At 42.1% G+C, this 18,080-nt stretch carries 16 protein-coding genes; 12 read left to right on the top strand and 4 right to left on the bottom strand.

What is annotated here, in order from left to right; translation table 11 throughout:
- Positions 1 to 12 precede the first annotated feature (12 nt).
- The 10 genes from T530_RS0109115 to T530_RS0109070 all read left to right on the top strand — a co-directional run bounded on the left by T530_RS0109115 (position 13) and on the right by T530_RS0109070 (position 12,836).
- Positions 13 to 1,152 (top strand): hypothetical protein, encoded by a 1,140-nt coding sequence (locus tag T530_RS0109115; RefSeq protein WP_027728741.1) that lies wholly within the window; start codon positions 13 to 15, stop codon positions 1,150 to 1,152.
- A gap of 192 nt (positions 1,153 to 1,344) precedes the next feature.
- A complete protein-coding gene (locus tag T530_RS0109110) occupies positions 1,345 to 2,328 on the top strand; it encodes an ABC transporter substrate-binding protein (RefSeq protein WP_027728740.1) in 984 nt (327 codons plus the stop codon).
- A 110-nt stretch (positions 2,329 to 2,438) separates the two neighbouring features.
- Complete coding sequence (locus T530_RS0109105; RefSeq protein WP_027728739.1) at positions 2,439 to 3,959, top strand: sugar ABC transporter ATP-binding protein; 1,521 nt, start codon at positions 2,439 to 2,441, stop codon at positions 3,957 to 3,959.
- Entirely contained in the window at positions 3,952 to 5,025 is a 1,074-nt protein-coding gene (locus tag T530_RS0109100; protein ID WP_051537920.1) for an ABC transporter permease, read from the top strand. Before T530_RS0109105 ends, T530_RS0109100 begins: the two co-directional genes overlap by 8 nt.
- A gap of 11 nt (positions 5,026 to 5,036) precedes the next feature.
- On the top strand, positions 5,037 to 6,098 hold the full coding sequence (locus T530_RS0109095; protein WP_027728737.1) for an ABC transporter permease: 1,062 nt from the start codon (positions 5,037 to 5,039) through the stop codon (positions 6,096 to 6,098).
- 111 nt (positions 6,099 to 6,209) lie between these two features.
- Complete coding sequence (locus tag T530_RS0109090; protein ID WP_027728736.1) at positions 6,210 to 7,223, top strand: ABC transporter substrate-binding protein; 1,014 nt, start codon at positions 6,210 to 6,212, stop codon at positions 7,221 to 7,223.
- Entirely contained in the window at positions 7,224 to 8,696 is a 1,473-nt protein-coding gene (locus T530_RS0109085) for a sensor histidine kinase (RefSeq protein WP_027728735.1), read from the top strand. It abuts the gene before it with no gap.
- A 7-nt stretch (positions 8,697 to 8,703) separates the two neighbouring features.
- Positions 8,704 to 10,287, top strand: a complete 1,584-nt coding sequence (locus T530_RS0109080; protein WP_027728734.1) for a response regulator — start codon at positions 8,704 to 8,706, stop codon at positions 10,285 to 10,287.
- Between the two features lie 125 nt (positions 10,288 to 10,412).
- Positions 10,413 to 11,774: a citrate/2-methylcitrate synthase gene (locus T530_RS0109075; RefSeq protein ID WP_027728733.1), complete on the top strand. Its 1,362-nt coding sequence runs from the start codon at positions 10,413 to 10,415 to the stop codon at positions 11,772 to 11,774.
- A 225-nt stretch (positions 11,775 to 11,999) separates the two neighbouring features.
- Positions 12,000 to 12,836: a pseudouridine synthase gene (locus tag T530_RS0109070; protein WP_027728732.1), complete on the top strand. Its 837-nt coding sequence runs from the start codon at positions 12,000 to 12,002 to the stop codon at positions 12,834 to 12,836.
- 29 nt (positions 12,837 to 12,865) lie between these two features.
- On the opposite strand, the gene T530_RS0109065 is transcribed toward T530_RS0109070, so the two are convergent.
- On the bottom strand, positions 12,866 to 13,486 hold the full coding sequence (locus T530_RS0109065) for a helix-turn-helix domain-containing protein (protein WP_051537919.1): 621 nt from the start codon (positions 13,484 to 13,486) through the stop codon (positions 12,866 to 12,868).
- Positions 13,467 to 14,543, bottom strand: coding sequence for a hypothetical protein (locus tag T530_RS0109060; RefSeq protein WP_027728730.1), 1,077 nt, complete (start codon positions 14,541 to 14,543; stop codon positions 13,467 to 13,469). Before T530_RS0109060 ends, T530_RS0109065 begins: the two co-directional genes overlap by 20 nt.
- Before the next feature lie 132 nt (positions 14,544 to 14,675).
- On the opposite strand from T530_RS0109060, the gene T530_RS14040 reads away from it, so the two are divergent.
- Complete coding sequence (locus tag T530_RS14040) at positions 14,676 to 15,911, top strand: vWA domain-containing protein (protein ID WP_051537918.1); 1,236 nt, start codon at positions 14,676 to 14,678, stop codon at positions 15,909 to 15,911.
- 177 nt (positions 15,912 to 16,088) lie between these two features.
- On the opposite strand, the gene galE is transcribed toward T530_RS14040, so the two are convergent.
- Both galE and T530_RS0109045 read right to left on the bottom strand, forming a co-directional pair.
- Positions 16,089 to 17,048 (bottom strand): UDP-glucose 4-epimerase GalE, encoded by a 960-nt coding sequence (galE, locus tag T530_RS0109050; RefSeq protein ID WP_027728729.1) that lies wholly within the window; start codon positions 17,046 to 17,048, stop codon positions 16,089 to 16,091.
- 54 nt (positions 17,049 to 17,102) lie between these two features.
- Entirely contained in the window at positions 17,103 to 17,516 is a 414-nt protein-coding gene (locus T530_RS0109045) for a hypothetical protein (RefSeq protein WP_027728728.1), read from the bottom strand.
- Positions 17,517 to 17,669: 153 nt separating this feature from the next.
- Between T530_RS0109045 and T530_RS14035 the strand changes: the two genes are divergently transcribed.
- Positions 17,670 to 18,068, top strand: a complete 399-nt coding sequence (locus T530_RS14035) for a tetratricopeptide repeat protein (RefSeq protein WP_038074248.1) — start codon at positions 17,670 to 17,672, stop codon at positions 18,066 to 18,068.
- Positions 18,069 to 18,080 lie beyond the last annotated feature (12 nt).

Genomic DNA, 18,080 nt, shown 5'->3' with positions numbered 1-18,080 from the left:
AGGAAACTATTTATGAAGAAAATTGTTTTAGGGCTTTTTGCAGCTCTGATGATAATGACAGCACCGGTGTTTGCAGTACCTGTTACTGTACCTGGCTATCCTACTGTTGATGTGCCGGCGGATATTGCAAGACTTGTTAATGAAAACATGGATACAATTTCAAAAGCACTTCATGACAACAATGTTTCAGAAGCTGATTTTACAACCTATGTTAATGAAGCAACAAATGCCCTTAATAAGCTTGATATCAAAAATCCATATTCAACAGCTATGGACGGTCTTAATGGATTTTGTGACGGTTTAAAAGATACAGTTCCAAATACTCAGATTCAGCAGAATGTATGGGCTAATTCCTGGATTGGACACCTTGTTCAGGTTGGAAACGGAAAATTCTGTCCTCGTTTTGGTTTTGGCGTTAATCTTGGCGCTGCTAAAATGGATCTTACACCTCTTAAAGACATGTCAAATGCATTTAAAATGGATTTGGGCAGTGTTCCAAATCAACTTGCCCTTCCTACAATTACTTTTGATGCCCGTCTTGGTGGTGTAAAAGTAAATGATTTTGAACTTCCATTTGATATTGGTTTTACACTCTGTACTCTTGATTCATCAAAAATGTTTGGTCTTGATAAGCTTATTAAACCTGTTTATTTTGACCTCTTTTCTATTGGATTTGACGTTCGTTACTGTCTCTGGAAGCCAAAGGTTCTTGATACAAAATTTATTGTAGGAGCAGGCTTCTATTATACTTCTGGAAAAATCGGCTCTAATGACGGTGACAATGTAAGCGCAAACCTTGATTACAAATCTACTAACTTTACTTTGAATACTCAGATTTCTGCTAAGCTTCTCTTCTTCAGACCATTTGCAGGCTTTAGACTTATGTTTACAAACTCTAAGGTTGAATGGGGCGTAAGAAATCTTGACTGGACAAAGATTCTTAATGATAGCAATGATGATATGCAGAACGCTATTCGTGATGGTCTCTTCCCAAGAAGTTTTGGCGGTACTGCAGAAGGATTTAAAGTTCGTCCGGTTGTACAGGGTGGATTTGCATTCGACTTTGCAGTTATTGACCTTACATTCAGCGGAAGCTACGACCTTGGCTCTAACATCTGGGGCGGCGCTTTCAGCTTGAGATTCAGTTTGTAGTAAAAAATCTTAACTTTCGTCAGAAAAAACCTTAACTTTTCTGGCGAAAGTTCAATTATTCCTTCCTTTTTTCAAATAAAATACCCAAAAAATTGAACAAACTCCGTAAAAAAATCTATGTACTTCTGACATTGGCGGGGGTAGTATTAAACTATCATAAAAACTTGTCCAAATCGTTAGGAGGAAATGGATATGAAAAAAACAGTTAAGACTTTGATTGCCGCAGGTCTTATGGTTGCAGCTGCAAGCAGTATGTTCGCAGCAAAAAAGAAGGCTCCAGCTAAGAAGCTCATTACAGTTGGTTATGCACAGGTAGGTGCTGAATCTGACTGGCGTCTTGCTAACACAACTTCTTTCAAAGAGACATTCACAGAAGCTAACGGCTACAAATTGATTTTTGATGATGCTCAGCAGAAGCAGGAAAATCAGATCAAGGCTATCCGCAGCTTTATTCAGCAGGATGTTGACTACATCGTAGTAGCTCCTGTAGTAGAAACAGGTTGGGAAACAGTTCTTCAGGAAGCTAAAAAAGCTGGTATTCCTGTAATTCTTTCTGACCGCTTGATGACTGGTGTAGATGATTTGTATCTCTGCTGGGTAGGCGGTAACTTCCTTCAGGAAGGACGCGACGGCGTTAAATGGCTTGAATCTTACCTTAAGAAGATCGGCCGTGATAAGGACGAAATCAATATCGTAGACCTCCAGGGTACAATTGGTGCTTCTGCTCAGATCGGACGTACACAGGGTATCGAAGAAGGTATTGCTGCTCACAAAAACTGGAAACTTGTTGCTCAGCAGACAGGTGAATTCACACAGTCTAAAGGACAGGAAGTTATGGAGTCTATCCTCAAATCTACTCCAAAAATCGATGTAGTATTTGCAGAAAACGACAACATGGCTTGGGGTGCAATCGACGCTATCAAAGCTGCTGGTAAAAAACCTGGAAAAGACATCATCATCATCTGTTTCGATGCTGTACACGAAACATTCAACAAGATGATGGCTGGCGAAATCAACTGTGCTGTTGAATGTAACCCACTTCACGGTCCACGTGTTGATGAAATCATCAAGACTTTGGAAGCTGGAAAGAAAGTTAAAGACAAGAAACAGTACGTTGTAGAGGAAGTATTTGATCAGGAAAATGCTGCTGCAAAACTTCCAACACGTAAATACTAATTATAAGTTAGTAATTTAGCTGGAAAGGCTGGACTTGCACAGGGTTAGAAATTAAACCTGCACTCTCCAGCCTTTTTTTTAAGAATTTTTTTACTTAGGGAAAAAAGAAAATGGCAAATGATGTTTTGCTTCAAATGAAAAACATTACAATGATATTTCCGGGTGTAAAAGCGCTTCAGAACGTTGATTTTACTCTTTGTAAGGGTGAAATTCATGCTTTGATGGGTGAAAACGGTGCCGGAAAATCAACATTGATTAAAGTTTTGACTGGTATTCATACCAGAGATTCTGGTGAGATTTTTCTTGAAGGAAAGGAAATCAATAACCATTCGCCTGAGGAATCACAGCTGAACGGAATCAGTACTGTGTATCAGGAAGTAAACTTGTGTCCGAATATTTCTGTTGCAGAAAATATTTTTGCAGGTCACGAGCCGAAAAGACATTTTGCAATTGACTGGAAATTAATGAATGAACAGGCCAAGGTTGTACTTAGCGAAGTAGGTCTTGGCGATATAGATGTAACAAAGAGTCTTGGTGACTATTCAGTTGCCATTCAGCAGATGGTTGCCATTGCGCGAGCCGTAAACTTTAACTGTAAGGTTCTTATTCTTGATGAACCTACATCTTCTTTGGATGATAAGGAAGTTGAAGAACTCTTTAAGGTAATGAACCGCCTTAAGTCTAAGGGCGTTGGTATTATCTTCGTTACTCACTTCCTTGAACAGGTTTATGCTGTCTGCGATAAGATTACTGTTTTGCGAAACGGTGAGCTTGAAGGTCAGTACACTGTTGATGAACTTCCTCGTCTTGAGCTTGTTCAGGCCATGCTTGGTCATGAAGTTGCAGAACTTGATAACCTGCATGCTGATAACTCTATTGAAGAGCGCGACGATGTTCCTGTAATTTTGAAGGCCGTTGGTCTTACTCACAAAGGTACAATCAAGCCGTTTGAACTTACCATTAAAAAAGGTGAGGTTATCGGTTTGACAGGTTTGCTCGGTTCAGGTCGTTCTGAACTTGTTCGTACACTTTATGGCGCTGACCACCCTGATGCTGGTACCCTGGAATTCAACGGAAAGCCTCTTAATGCGCTTTCTCCGCTTGATTCTATTAAACGCGGTATGGCATATCTTCCGGAAGACCGCAAGGCTGAAAGTATCATTGCTGATCTTTCTATCCGCGATAATATGATGATTGCACTGCAGGCAAAGACTGGTGTTTTCAAAAAGCTTCCTATGTCTAAGCAGATTGAGCTTACTGAAAAATACATCAAGGCTTTGAATGTAAAGACTGTTTCTATGGAAACTCCTATTAAGGCGCTTTCGGGCGGAAACCAGCAGAAGGTTATTATCGGACGCTGGCTCGTAACCAACCCTGAATTCCTGATTCTGGACGAACCTACCCGCGGTATTGACGTTGGTACTAAGACAGAAATCCAGAAGCTTGTAATTCAGCTTGCAAAAGAAGGTTTGACTGTTGTCTTCATCAGTTCTGAAATTGATGAAATGCTCCGTACTGTAAACCGTCTTTGCGTAATGCGTGATGGTGAAAAGGTTGGAGAACTTAAGAACGACAATCTTACTCAGCAGGATGTAATGGTTGCAATTGCGGGAGGAAAAGCAAATGGCTAATTTGTATCAGTTGTGGAATAAAGCCCGAAAAAGTCAGCTTATGCTGCCGATTACTGCGTTGATTTTAATGCTGATAATTAACGCAATCATTACTCCGGGATTTTTTAAGATTTCTATTAATAACGGCGTTTTGTACGGCTTCTTGATTGATATTCTGAACCGTTCAAGCGAACTTATTATCCTTGCAGTTGGTATGACCTTTGTTGCTGCCAGCTCTCGAGGTACCGATATTTCGGTTGGTACAATAGCCGCAGTTTCAGCTGCATTGATTGTACGCCTTCTTGGTTCAAGCTATGACGGATATTTGATGAATCCTGCTCTGGCAATCTTCTTTGGTTTGCTTTTGGGCGTTGCTTGTGGTGCCGTAAACGGTTTCCTTGTAGCAGGCCTCAACATTCAGCCAATGGTTGCAACCTTGATTATGTATACTGCAGGTCGTGGTATTGCCCAGCTTATCTCTTCTACTGAGCTTGCAACTGGTGTAATTCTGTATGTTCGTATGGAATCATACAAATACATCGGTGGATTTATCCCTGGATGTATTATCCCAACCCCAATCTTTATTGCGGTTGCCTTTGTTGCAATTACTTATCTTGTTACAACAAAAACTGCCATGAGTACTTACATTCAGACAGTCGGAATTAACCCTAAGGCAGGACGCCTTGTTGGTATCAATTCTGTAATGGTTATTTTCTTCTGTTATGTATTCTCAGGACTTTGTTCTGGTGTAACTGGTTTGATTGCTTCAAGCCGTATCTATTCTTGTGATGCTAACAACATCGGTTTGAACATGGAACTTGATGCTATCCTTGCGGTTGCCCTTGGTGGAAACAGCCTTGGCGGCGGTAAGTTTAATCTTGCAGGTTCTGTAATCGGTGCGATTACAATTCAGGCTCTTACAACAAGTTTGTATGCAGTAGGTGTTAGCGCAGACCAGCTTCCGGTTTACAAGGCCGTAGTTGTTGTTCTGATTGTTGTATTCCAGTCTCCGGCATTCAAAAAATGGATGGCTCAGAGAAAACTCAAGGCTGCAAACACAGCTATGGGTACTGTTACTGCTAAATAAGGAGGGGAGAAATGGAAAACAAAATTGAAAAAAGCGGATTTGCAGCTTCTTTTAAGAAACGATTTAAGATTGATTCAAGTAACTTCCTTTTGATGGTAACTATCGGTCTTTTTGCCCTTATGTATATCGTTGGTCTTATTCTTTACAGCGAACAGGGCTTTAATAAGATGCAGACTTTCCTTAACATGCTTATTGATAACGCAGGTCTTTTGATTGTTGCTTCAGGTATGACTGTCGTAATGATTACCGGTGGTATTGATATTTCGGTTGGTTCTGTAGTTGGTCTTGACTGTATGATTCTGGCTTATTACATGGAAAAAATGGGTATGCCTGCCGGCATTGCAATTCTGATTGTTCTTGCATTCGGAGTTCTTTTTGGCGCCGCTCAGGGATGGCTTATTTCATACATGGAATTGCAGCCTTTCGTAATCACTCTTGCAGGACTCTTCTTCTGCCGTGGTTTGACAGCTATTATCAGCTCACAGCAGATTGCCATTACAAAGAGTAAGTTCTTCCTTGGTCTTGCCAACAAAGATATTCGTGTATTGTTTGCGCCTTACCACAACAAGCGCGGCGTTTTGATGTTCCCGTTTGTTCACCCAAGTGTAATCATCGCTTTGATTACAGTTGTGATTATCTGGTGGATGCTTAAATATACAAGATTCGGCCGTAACCTTTTTGCTATCGGTGGAAACGAACAGTCGGCACTTTTGATGGGTATCAACGTTAAAAAGACTAAGTTCATTGCTTACATGCTGGAAGGCTTCCTTGCATCACTTGGTGGACTTGTATTCTGTCTGAACACAACTTCGGGCTTCGTTGAGCAGGCACGAGGCTTTGAAATGGAAGCAATTTCGTCCGCCGTCATAGGTGGAACCATGCTTACCGGCGGTGTTGGTACTGTAGTGGGAACTGTATTCGGTGTTCTGATTAAGGCAACCATCGAAAGTTTGATCCGCTTCCAGGGTACACTTTCAAGCTGGTGGGCAAGAATCGTACTTTCTGCAATCCTTTGTTTCTTCATCGTATTGCAGAGTGTATTCGTAATCATTAAGAATCGTAACAGAAACTAATGTAATTTTTTCATAAACCTTCTTCCGGCTGCCGTTTTTACGGCAGCCTTTTTTTGTCTCTATAACAATACATTCTTGGCAGTTTTAACAGATGCGGTTTATAATAAAAGAATGAGTGAACGACCTCGCATAAAAAAGTTAGGCAAAATAATCCTTGTGTCGGCTGTACTTTGCACTAGTCTTGCAGGCTGTAAAAAAAAGGCAGAAGCAGAAGAAGATAACAGTCAGATTATTCTGGGCTTTTCTCAGATTGGGGCTGAAAGTGAGTGGAGAATTCGTAACACCGAGTCCATCCTTGAGGCGGCGGCAGAAAACGGAATCCAGATTCTTTATGAAAATGCCCGTCAGAAACAGGAAAATCAGCTTCAGGCCATTCATTCATTCATAATTTCCCAGGTTGATGTAATTGCTTTTGTTCCAATTGTAGAAACCGGCTGGGATAACGTTTTGCAGGAAGCAAAGGACGCAGGAATTCCTGTAATTGTCGTTGACCGTATGATTAAAACTGCAGATAAATCACTTTACGCAGGCTTGATTGGTGAGGACAGTTTTACAGAAGGAAGAAAAGCGGCAGAATTCCTTGTAAAAAAATATAATTCTTCAAAACCTGATGAACCTCTGAACATTCTGGAGATTTCCGGTACGGAAAATTCTTCTCCTGCTTATGAGCGGGCCCGCGGCTTCAGGAGTGTAATTCAAAAAGAACCAAAATTCCGCATAATTCATTCTGAAAGCGGTGATTTCTTGCGTTCAAAAGGCCACGAAATTGCAAGTAAAATCATTTCTTTTAACGGCGGCCTTTCAATCGGACAGAATCCAATCGACATTATTTTTTCACACAACGATGCCATGACCTGGGGCGTTCTGGATGCCCTGCGGGAAAATAATATCCATGCAACTACCGTTACAATTGTTACTATTGACGGCGAACGTAAATCTATTGAAGCTCTGACTTACGGCGCCATCAACTGCGTTGTAGAATGCAACCCCAATACAGGTCCAAAACTCTGTGAGCTTGTAAAAATGCTGCATGAAGGAAAGCCTATTCCGCCTATTACTTATGTTGACGGCGAAGTTTTCACAGAGTTCGACAGCTTTACTAAATTTGCAGGCAAGGGCTTTTAAATGATTTCCAAACTCAAAAAACGCTTCGGGAAAGAAAGTCTCTATCATTATATCATGCGTTCCTATGCCGTAATCATCTTGATTATGATGATTCCGACAATTTACACAATGATTATGTGGCAGTACAACCGTTCCCGCTACAACAATATCATCAAAAACGTAAGTCATGCCAATGCAATCATGAAAATTGCCCGCGACGATATTCCTGATGAACTCTGGAGCATCGTATCTGGACGAAACAATGTAAATCAGAGCCGTCATAAGGTATTTCTTTCTATTATAAATGACAGCGTTCTGGAACTCATTCAGAAAAGTGATGATTATAATTCTACTGCCAAGCTGGAACTTGCTTACCGCACCTGCCAGACTCTTTCCAGAAACATAGGATTTTTTGAGCTGCAGATTGCCCAGAGCACCGCAGATGTAGAACAGACAGAGCATATGCTGGACGAAATCCGGAGTATTGCAAATCTTTTTGCCCAGATTATGCAGGATTATATCCTTTCGGAAATTGAATCGGCTGAGCGTACCAACAATTACATTCAAAACTCGCCGGTCTTCATCTTCTCTTTTATGGCCCTTATTTTTATTGGAGTTGCGGCCCTTATTTTTACAAACTTCAAGACTCTTTCAAAAAAAATCCGTGTGCCGATTTCCAAAATGGAAGACTTTTCTACCCAGCTGGCGGCCGGAAACCTGCAGGCACATATCGATTCGCCAAAAATTACAGAGTTCAACCACCTTGTAGAAAACCTCAACTCCATGGCGCGGCAGATTGACCTTTTGATGAAGCAGAATATTGAAGAGCAGATAAACCTTCAGAAGGAGGAGCTTTCAAAGCTTCAGGCTCAGATTACTCCTCACTTTTTGTACAACACATTTGATACAATCATCTGGCTGGCAGAAGCCGGAAAAAAAGACGACGTTATTCAGATTACCCGGGCTTTTTCCAACTTCATGCGCATTTCCCTAAGCCGCGGCCACGACTGGATTACCCTTGAACAGGAAATTGAGCACGTAAAGAACTACCTTACAATCCAGAAGCTTCGTTACGGCGAAATTTTGAACTATCAGTTTACTGTGGACGAGCGGCTCAATAATTACATGATTCTCAAGCTCAGTCTTCAGCCTCTGATTGAAAACGCAATTTACCATGGAATTAAAAACAAGCGGGGACGCGGTCATATTAATATTACGGCTCAGTTCAGCGATGAAAGTCACACAAAAATCCGCATCTGCGTAATTGATGACGGCGCCGGCTTTACCCCGGAAAGACTGGAACAGGTTCGCGAAGAGCTTTCTAAGGAAAAAGGACAAAATCTTGCTTCAGTTTATGGCCTTTATAATGTTAATAAAAGATTGATTCTGTATTATAATGATAAAAGCTGCGGTCTTGAGATTTCAAGCGAAAAAATGCAGGGCACAAATGTCAGTTTTACAATTCCCTGCCTGGTTGATGTAAAGGAGAACTAAGAAACCCATGTACAGCGTTTTTATTGTTGATGACGAGCATATTGTTCTTGAAGGAATAAGAAGTACAATCGATTGGGAAAATTCGCAGTTTACCTTTGCGGGCGAGGCTAGTGACGGAGAGCTTGCCCTTTCCATGATTCACGAAATGAAGCCGGATATCCTGATTACTGACATCAAAATGCCTTTTATGGATGGTCTGGAACTTGCCCGGATTTTGAAGAAAATTCAGCCCTGGATACGCATAATTATTCTTTCAGGACACGATGAATTTGAATATGCTAAGGCCGCCATTTCTATTGGTGTAGAAGATTATATCCTAAAGCCATTTACTCACGATGATTTATTAAAGAGCCTTAATAAGGTTGCGGCAAATCTGGATAAGGAAAAGAAGCAGCTTTCGGATATTTCTCAGCTTAAGGAAGAGCTGGAGTCGAACGCGGCGCTTTTGAAAAATAAGTTTTTGTCAGACCTTGTGCTCGGAAACCTTCCTCACGCCGCTGCAATGCAGAAGGCAGAAACTCTGGGGCTGGATTTTATTTCCCATTACTACAAGATAATCATTAACGAACTTAGAAGTGAAAATCAAAACAGAAACGCCATTCAGGAAGCCAAGGGCCGTCTTATTTCCCTGGTAAAAAACTGGACGGACGTGATTTCCTTCTTTATCGGGCCGGAAAGGAACGTTTGTATTCTTAAGGGCAATTCAATCGACGATATTGATAACACAAGCTTTGATTATGCAGAGGCCATCGAACACATTGTAAGCCAGCGTCTGGACTGCAACGTAATTTCTTCCATCAGTAAAACTGTTGATCATTTTTCTCAGCTGCCGGAATGCTACAACGATGCAGACAAGATTTTGCAGATGACCCGAATCTGGAACAAGAGCCGCATTTTGAGCTCTGACGACGTTAAAAATTCCAGCGACGGTCAGATTTCCCTTCAGGATAAGGATCCGCTTGTAGACAACTTAAAGTATGCGGGCAAAAACGAAATTGATACAATCATCACTCATTACTGCGACATTTTGAATGACAACTCTCAGAGCTTTACGGTAATTGCATCTTACCTGCTGGTAGACGTAATCATGGCCGTTACAAAGCTGATTGAAGAGCTGGACGGCGATGTAAAGGAAATTATGCCGGAAATCCTGCAGCGAAGCTTTGTAGAAAAATCCGTGCAGAACGAAGGAATTTTCATAGAAAATGTCCGCGATATTCTTACAAGACTTCTGGACTACCGCGATTCCCGCATTCAGGGCCGTTACGGCGATGTTATCATCAAGGCAAAGGCCTACATCGAAAAGAACTACGCCAGCCAGGATACCTGTCTTTCCACCGTTGCAGATGAAGTTCACCTCAGCCCTAACCACTTCAGTACAATTTTCTCTCAGGAATGCGGCATAACCTTCATTGAATTTTTGACAAATGTCCGCGTTGAGGCCGCAAAAAAATTCCTTAAAGAAACAGATATGAAGGGCTCCGACATCGCCTACGAATGCGGCTTTGGAGATCCTCATTACTTCAGTTTTATCTTCAAAAAGACAACAGGACTTTCTCCACGAGAATATAAAAATCAGTTTGTAAACTAAATTTTCCCGTAATAATTGCACACGAAGGGTAAAATCTGTATAATTATGTAATTTCTAATCAAAGAAATTGTATATTTATGCAAAATTGTGGCATAAAAGCACATTAAAAGTTTACGGAGCGCAAAATGATTGATTACAAAGACGAATCAGAAATCCTGAAAAAGTTCGAAAGTCTTGCTGTTCACAATGACCCGATTAACCCGGATTTATATTCTAAGTTTGATGTCAAACGCGGTCTCCGTAATGCAAACGGTACTGGTGTACTTGTAGGTCTTACCCGCATTGGTGATGTAGTCGGTTATGAAATGCGTGACGGCGAAAAGGTTGCAGTTCCTGGCCGTCTTGTTTACCGCGGCTACAACGTTGAAGACCTGATTGCCGATGCTGAAAAAAATCATCAGTTTGGATATGAGCAGTGCGCTTACCTTCTTCTTTTTGGTGAGCTTCCAAGTCAGGAGCAGCTTGACCGTTTTGCAAACTACATCGGTGAAATCCGAAACCTTCCTCCAAGCTTTACAGAAGATATGATTATGAAGGCGCCTTCTAAGGACATCATGAATAAGATGGCTCGTTGTGTACTCGCAAGCTATTCTTATGATGAAGATCCTGAAAACCGCAGCCTTGGAAATATCATCAAGCAGAGCGTTCAGCTGATTGCACGCTTTTCTACTTTTGCCGCTTACGGTTATCAGGCAAAGCGCCGCTATTACGACGGTGAAAGTATGTATATCCACAATCCAAAGCCGGAGCTTTCTACTGCAGAAAACTTCCTCCGTCTTATCCGTTCAAATAAGGAATTCAGCGCGCTTGAGGCTCAGGTTCTTGACCTTGCCCTTATCATTCACGCAGAGCATGGTGGTGGTAACAACTCTTCTTTGACAGTTCACGTTGTTTCTTCTGCCGATACAGATACTTATTCTTCAATGGCAGCCGCAATCGGTTCCTTGAAGGGAAGCCGTCATGGTGGTGCCAACATCCGCGTAGTTGAGATGATGGACGAAATCAAGGCAAACGTAAAAGACTGGGGCAGTGAGCAGGAAGTTTCTGCTTACCTTAGAAAAATTGCCCAGAAGGACGCTTTTGACCACAGCGGTTTGATTTACGGTATGGGACACGCAGTTTATACAATCAGCGACCCTCGTGAAAAGCTTTTGAAGGCAAAGGCTAAACAGCTGGCTAAAGAAAAGGGCTGTATGGATGAGTTCGGACTTTACGACATCATCGAACGTGTGGCTCCCGGCATTATCTGTGACGTTCATCATTCAGACAAGAAGGTTTGCGCTAACGTCGACCTTTATTCTGGTTTTGTATATTCAATGCTCAATATTCCTCGCGAGCTCTTTACTCCGATTTTCGCAATTTCGCGAATTGCCGGATGGTCTGCTCACCGTATTGAGGAAGTTGTCAGCGGAGGCCGAATCTACCGTCCTGCATACAAGAACGTTTCAGAAGAACGTCCTTTTGTGCCTATTGCAGAGCGAGGCTAGACTTTTATCAAAGTAAAAAGTAATGTGAATTTACTTAGGGCAAAAATGCCGTGAGGGAGTATAGCGGTGGACAAAAACACTCTGATTGTTGTGACCGCGTGAGCGGTCAATTCTATAGTTCCTTTGCAACAATCAGCGTGTAGCGCGATATCGCGCGGTTTTGGCTACCGCTATGCGACCGGAAGACATTTTTGCTATTTGCATTTTTTGAATTAATTTTAACTTATGCCAAAAGAACGTATAGACAAGCTTCTTTCTCACCAGGGCTTTGGTTCCCGTAAGGACATAAAACGTCTCCTCCGCTCGGCAGAGGTGCTTTTGAACGGCAAACGCATTTATGACCCAAGCCTGGGAATTGACCCTGACAGCGACGAACTCAGCGTTGACGGCGAGCCTGTGACAATCGTAAAAAACATAACTCTTATGATGAATAAGATTGCCCACACTGTCAGCGCCAACAAGGATGGCGAGCACCAGACTGTATTTGACCTGCTGGCGCCTGAATATCGTACACCTTATTTGCAGGACAAGCTGCACCTTGTAGGCCGCCTGGATATGGATACCGAAGGTCTCCTTCTATTTACTACCGACGGCGCCCTTACTCACCGCCTTATTTCACCAAAATCTCATATTGATAAAACTTATTTTGTAATGCTGGAGCGGGAGTTTTCCGAGCAGGAGCAGGCTGATGTAAGCCGCCGCTTTGAAGAAGGTATTGCGGTCGGGCCTGATGACAACGATCCGGGCTTTACCTGCGAGCCTGCCCGCGTGCGATTTCCTTCTCAGGAAGAAATTGATGCTGCTTTAGAAAAATCTTCTGTGGGTGAAGTCTGCGACCGCCTCTGGGAAGGTGACGCTGAAATGCTGCGTCGTCCTGCCCGCTTTGCAATTCTTACTATTTATGAAGGAAAGTACCACCAGGTAAAAAGAATGTTTACTGCTGCGGGAAATAAGGTCGTCTTCCTTAAACGTCTTGCCATGGGGCAGCTGCTGTTAGATAAAAAATTAGCTCCCGGCGAGTACCGGAAGCTTAGTGATGAAGAACTTGAATTACTGTCTTAGATTATTGGGTCAGGCCCGATGATGACATTTTAGTTTACGAAACGCTGTGGCGGTGTAACAATCCAGATGGCCTTGAGTTCGTCTTCGCCGATGTTTTCCAGAGTGTGTGGAACCCCGGAAGAGAATGTTGCGCTGTCGCCTTCATCAAGAATGTATTCCTTGTTTTCGTAGGTGAGTTTTGCCTTTCCGTGAAGAATGTAACCCATTTCCTTTCCGATATGACCGTAAGAACCGCGGTGAGTGTGTGACTTTGCAGGAATGCGGACCATGTAAGATTCAAAAGAGTTCTGCTTGTCTACGTCATCCGGCTTGGAAATTTCTTCGTAAATAATTTCTTCTTCGTTCAGAGTAGGGCGTTCGCCGCTGCGGATAATTTTTACAGGGCGCTCCTTGCGGTATTCTTCAAACAAAAATTCCAGATTGATGTCCAGAACGTCTGCCAGAGCAAGCAAAGTATCAATTGCCGGTGAAACGTGGTTGCGTTCAATCTGTGAAACAAGGCTTTCGCTTACGCCGGCCTGCTGTGCAACCACCTTGAGGGTGTAGCCCTTGTGTTCGCGCACCTGGCGGAGTTTTTCGCCAAAGTGATAGGGCACCTTTTTTGGGTGAAGTGAATTGTCTGTGTTTACATCATTTTGCAAAGGTGTCATTTTTCTGTTTCTCCTTGTTCTGTTCTGTTACAAACTGGATATAATAGTCTTCCAGAGTTTTATAAGGGCCTTCTACCTTAAATCGTGCACGTGAGCGCGCATTATCGCGGCGTACTGTATACAGAGAGTAGAAGTCTCGGTAGTCCAGTCCGGCATCGGCTTTTACGTGTTCGCCAAGAAATTTTGAAACTTCATCTCGTCCGATTGCCGAAATTCCCTGTGTTTTAAGTGTATTTTTAAGCGTTTTAATCTGCTCGTAAGAAATTCCAAAGAGGAATTCTTCCATTGCCTGGGTAACGCCCGGATCTCCCATTTTTTCTTTAATAAAGTGAATCCACTGATCGTCCATCTGCATGGAAATCATCATAAGCTCACTGGTTCCCATCATTGTACCAAAGGCTGGCGCAAGTCGGCGGCGGGCTGTCCAAACTGCCTGCAAAACGGGAGCAACGTCTTCGATATTCTGGTCGCTCCAGTGTTCCCAAAGCAGAAGAAGTGACATGGCCCATTCGCGGCGGAATTCAAGCGGCTGGCTTGTGTCGTTTATAAGGTTCAAGTAAACGTCTTCTACCAGAAGCGAGAACATGGACGAAATTGTTTCCGTTTCAAGTTCTTTTGCAAGCTTTTCTTCGCCCAGGAATTTTGCTTCACGGCCCAGGCGGGAAAGTGTATGCATTTTTGCAATCAAAAGTCCTTTTCCAAGGTTTGCCTTTGAAGGAAGCTGAAGAGTTGAGTCACCGTTGTTCATGTGGTCAATCAAAGAGTCAATCAGCGAAGTTGGTGTTCTTACGTCACCAATTATTGAGTGGCGTTCGAGCAGGGAAGGGAAGCGGTTAATTGCCGAAGCAAGCGCTTCCAGATCGACAATTCGGTTGATAAAGCTTTCTGCGGTGGTTTTGTTGTTTTTCTGTACGATAGGTATAATTTCATTTACAAGGTCATTCTGCTTTTTAGTAAAAATGACGACCTTGGAGTCTTCCTGGCTGACTTCAGCTTCTGAGTCGAAAAATGAACTTATGTCTACCTGCTCAAATTCCTGAGCGTTTAACTCTTCCATATCTTTAACGATAGACTATTATTTTAGTCAAATATCAGTGTTTTTTAAAGTAGATTTAATAAAATAAGTATTTATTAACGCTTATTATAAATTATAAATCATTTTTTAGGATTTTCAACCGATAAAATATATATGATGATAAAGAAATTGTTATTTTGTCTGTTTATTTCAGTTGGATTTTCAGTGACCGCTCTTTCTGCTCAGAATCTTGGTGACGGTCAGAAAATTATTTACACGGAACGACAGCAGCAGCTGATGCTTTCTCCGGAAAATATCAGGCTTATAAAAGAAGCTGATGAAACAAAAGGCGGCTTCCATCTTTACGTCAAAGCGTCTCCTTTCGTAGGTTCAATTTTGCTTACGGAAACTACAAAGGATCCGACAGGAAAAATTGATAACTATGCTTACCGAGCTCCTGAATATAATCCTGTAAATGGTGATGAAATCCGTATTCTGGACGGCAAAAAGCTTGATACAGATTATGCCCGCTACAGTCTTGTAGATTCCACTCCGGAAGAGACAGATTTCTTTGGGCAGGCTTTCCATATCTATATTCCGCCAAAAATCGTTTACGGATACCCCTGGTCTCGTCACGGGGAAGTTGAAATTGGAAAGGGCACTTTCATCAATATTCGTACCTACGAAAAACCTTATGCCGATTACACCGGTGATTATATGGATAACCCTTATATGTTTGACCTTGTTACCAAAAAGCGTCCAAAGCCGGCTCCTCTTCCTGAACCTGAGCCGGAACCGGAAGTTATCCTTACAAATGATTACAACCCTGTTGCCAGTGAGGCATTTAAGGAAATTGATAACGGAATGATTTATTCTAAGGGACCTGCGACAATTGTTGAAGACATTATGGGCGTTATCGATGGATTTGATAAAACAAAGCCTCTTGATTTGGTTCTTGCAGTTGATGCGACAGGAAGTATGAAAGATGATATTGATGAGCTTAAGGCTCGTCTTGAACCTGAACTACGCAAGGTTTTTGGTGAAAGCCCTGATGCCCGCTTTGGTCTCCTTTTCTACCGCGACTACGGAGACAACTACAAGTATATGAATCTTCCTGTAAAGCTTTTTGCCTTTACTCAGAATTATGAAAACTTCAGCGCCAACTTGAAGTCTATCAGCATGAACGGCCGCGAAGGCGGAGATGTTCCTGAAGCTGTTTATGAGGCGCTTTATGCCAGCGCAGAATTCTTTGAATGGAGACCTGACTCAGACCGTCAGATTCTTTTGATTGGTGATGCCGAACCGCATCCTTACCCTAGAATGAGCGGCAAGTATTCCAAGGAATATGTAATGGGTGTGGCAGAAAAGAAAGGTATCAAGGTGCATACAATTCTGTTGCCGTCGAATTAGAAAGTTTAGATGAAACTGGCGCGAGGGCAGATAGCGTGGGGCAAAAACATTCTATTTTTGTCTGCCGCGCTAGCGGCGCCTTCAATAGTTTCATAACAAAAATAGCATGTAGCGAGGTACCGAGCGGTTTTGCCACATGCTATCTGTCCGGGAGCTAACTTTTAGTTAAAGTTTATACTATTTGTATACTTCCCAAGTTGTTTTTACGAGAGTATCTACGTCGCTGTATTTTGGTTCCCAGCCGAGAAGCTCTTTTGCAAGCTTTGAAGTAGCGTAAAGGCTTGCAGGGTCACCAGGGCGGCGTGGAGCGTCTTCTGCAGGAATTGGCTTTCCTGTGATTTTGCGTGCAGCGTCCAAAAGCTCTTTTACTGTTGTTCCCTTTTCAGTTCCCAGGTTGAGCTTAAGGCTCTTGTCATTCTTTGCAATGTAGTCCAAAGCCATTACGTGGGCACGTGCAAGGTCTGTTACATGAACATAGTCACGGATACAGGTTCCGTCGCGTGTGTCGTAGTCAGTTCCGAATACCTTGAGTTCGCGCTGTCCAAGAGCTGCTTCCATAATGCGTGGAAGAAGGTTTTCTGGCTTCTGTTCAAGACCGCGGATTTTTCCTTCAGGATCATAACCAGCGGCATTGAAGTAGCGGAGGGCTGCAAAGCGCATTCCCTTAAGCTGATCATACCAGCCCATAAAGCGTTCAATTTCGAGTTTTGTGAATCCGTAGTAGTTGATTGGATTCTGAGGATGATTTTCATCCATTGGAAGATACTGTGGTTCACCGAAGGTTGCCGCAGAAGAAGAGAAAATCATCTTTTTACAGTTGTGGGCAACAGCGGCATTCATGATGTTCAAAGTACCTGTGATGTTGTTTACAGAATATTTTTCCGGAGCAACCATAGATTCACCGGCAGCCTTAAATGCGGCAAGGTGAACAAAAGCGTCAAATCCGCGTGCAAATGCGGCATCCAGATCTGACGGAATCAAAATGTTTCCATAAATAAAGTCATTTTCAGGGAAAAGATTTACTCGCAATCCTGAAGAAAGGTTATCAAATACTGTTACCTTGTGGCCTGCAGCCATCAACTCTTTTACAACGTGGCTTCCGATGTAACCTGCGCCACCAATTACCAAAACTTTCATTATTATGCCTCCTTGTGAAAAAAAATTGCGATGCAGCAATTTTTTAGCTTTACCTTATTTCTCATATATCAAAACCGTAATATACGGCTCGTTAGTCTTTTTTACTTCTGTGTTCAAACGAACCCAGAATCCTTCTATTAAATCTTTTCCTTCCGGAATTTTTGATTTCAATTGTTCTTCCGAGTGGTCAACATTTATTCCGCTGCCAGTAAGAACTTCAAGCTGGTCTGCTGAGCGCCCGAATGCCTTGGAAAGCTTTTCTGTTTTGCCGTCAATTGCTGCTTCTACCCATTCAGGTAATGGCATTCCAAAGCCCTTGTACTTCCAGTCATCAAATCGGGCTGTGTTTTTTACAGGCTTTTCGCTTTTGGAATTTGCTTCTGATGATTTTGTAGTACCAGTCGTAGAAGCACAGCCAAGTAAAGTCAGGCTAAGTAAAATCAATGTAGCAGCAATATATTTTTTCATCGCTTTTATAATAACATACAAAAAATGACTTGTTAATGCGATTTTAGATAAAACTCAAAATTGCACCATACTATCCTCAAAAGTGTTACCGATAATTTTAATTCTGTAACCATAACAGTTTAAAAAAGTTTAAATTTAGGGTAGACTGAAATTATGAAAAAAATATTTATCGTTACATGCATTGCATCACTTTTTGTTTTATTTTCATGCGCATCACTTAAAAGTGTTCCACAGGATTTAACTGCAGCTCAGATTATTCAGAAGGGCCAGAATTATCTTGATACAGGTGATTATAAATCATCAGAACTTTGTTACATGACAGTTCTTGAACGCTTTGGAACAGATGCTGCTGTTTATGTAGAAGCAAAATATGAGCTTGGTAATGTTTATTACAAGTCAAAGAGATATCAGCAGGCTTATGATACCTTTACAGAACTTCTGGATATTTACGGATATTCACAGGGAAATCTTCCCGGCGCTTACAAAAAATTAGCCCAGATTGGTCTTGATAAGATTCCTGAAAATAAAATCACTAAAAAAGAAGGATATTAATAGAAAGCATAT

The organism is Treponema sp. C6A8, from assembly GCF_000619925.1.
In the GTDB taxonomy this organism is placed as follows: Bacteria; Spirochaetota; Spirochaetia; order Treponematales; family Treponemataceae; genus Treponema_D.
The sequence above is the reverse complement of the archived record's forward strand: the minus strand, read 5'-3'. Positions and strand labels throughout refer to the sequence as shown.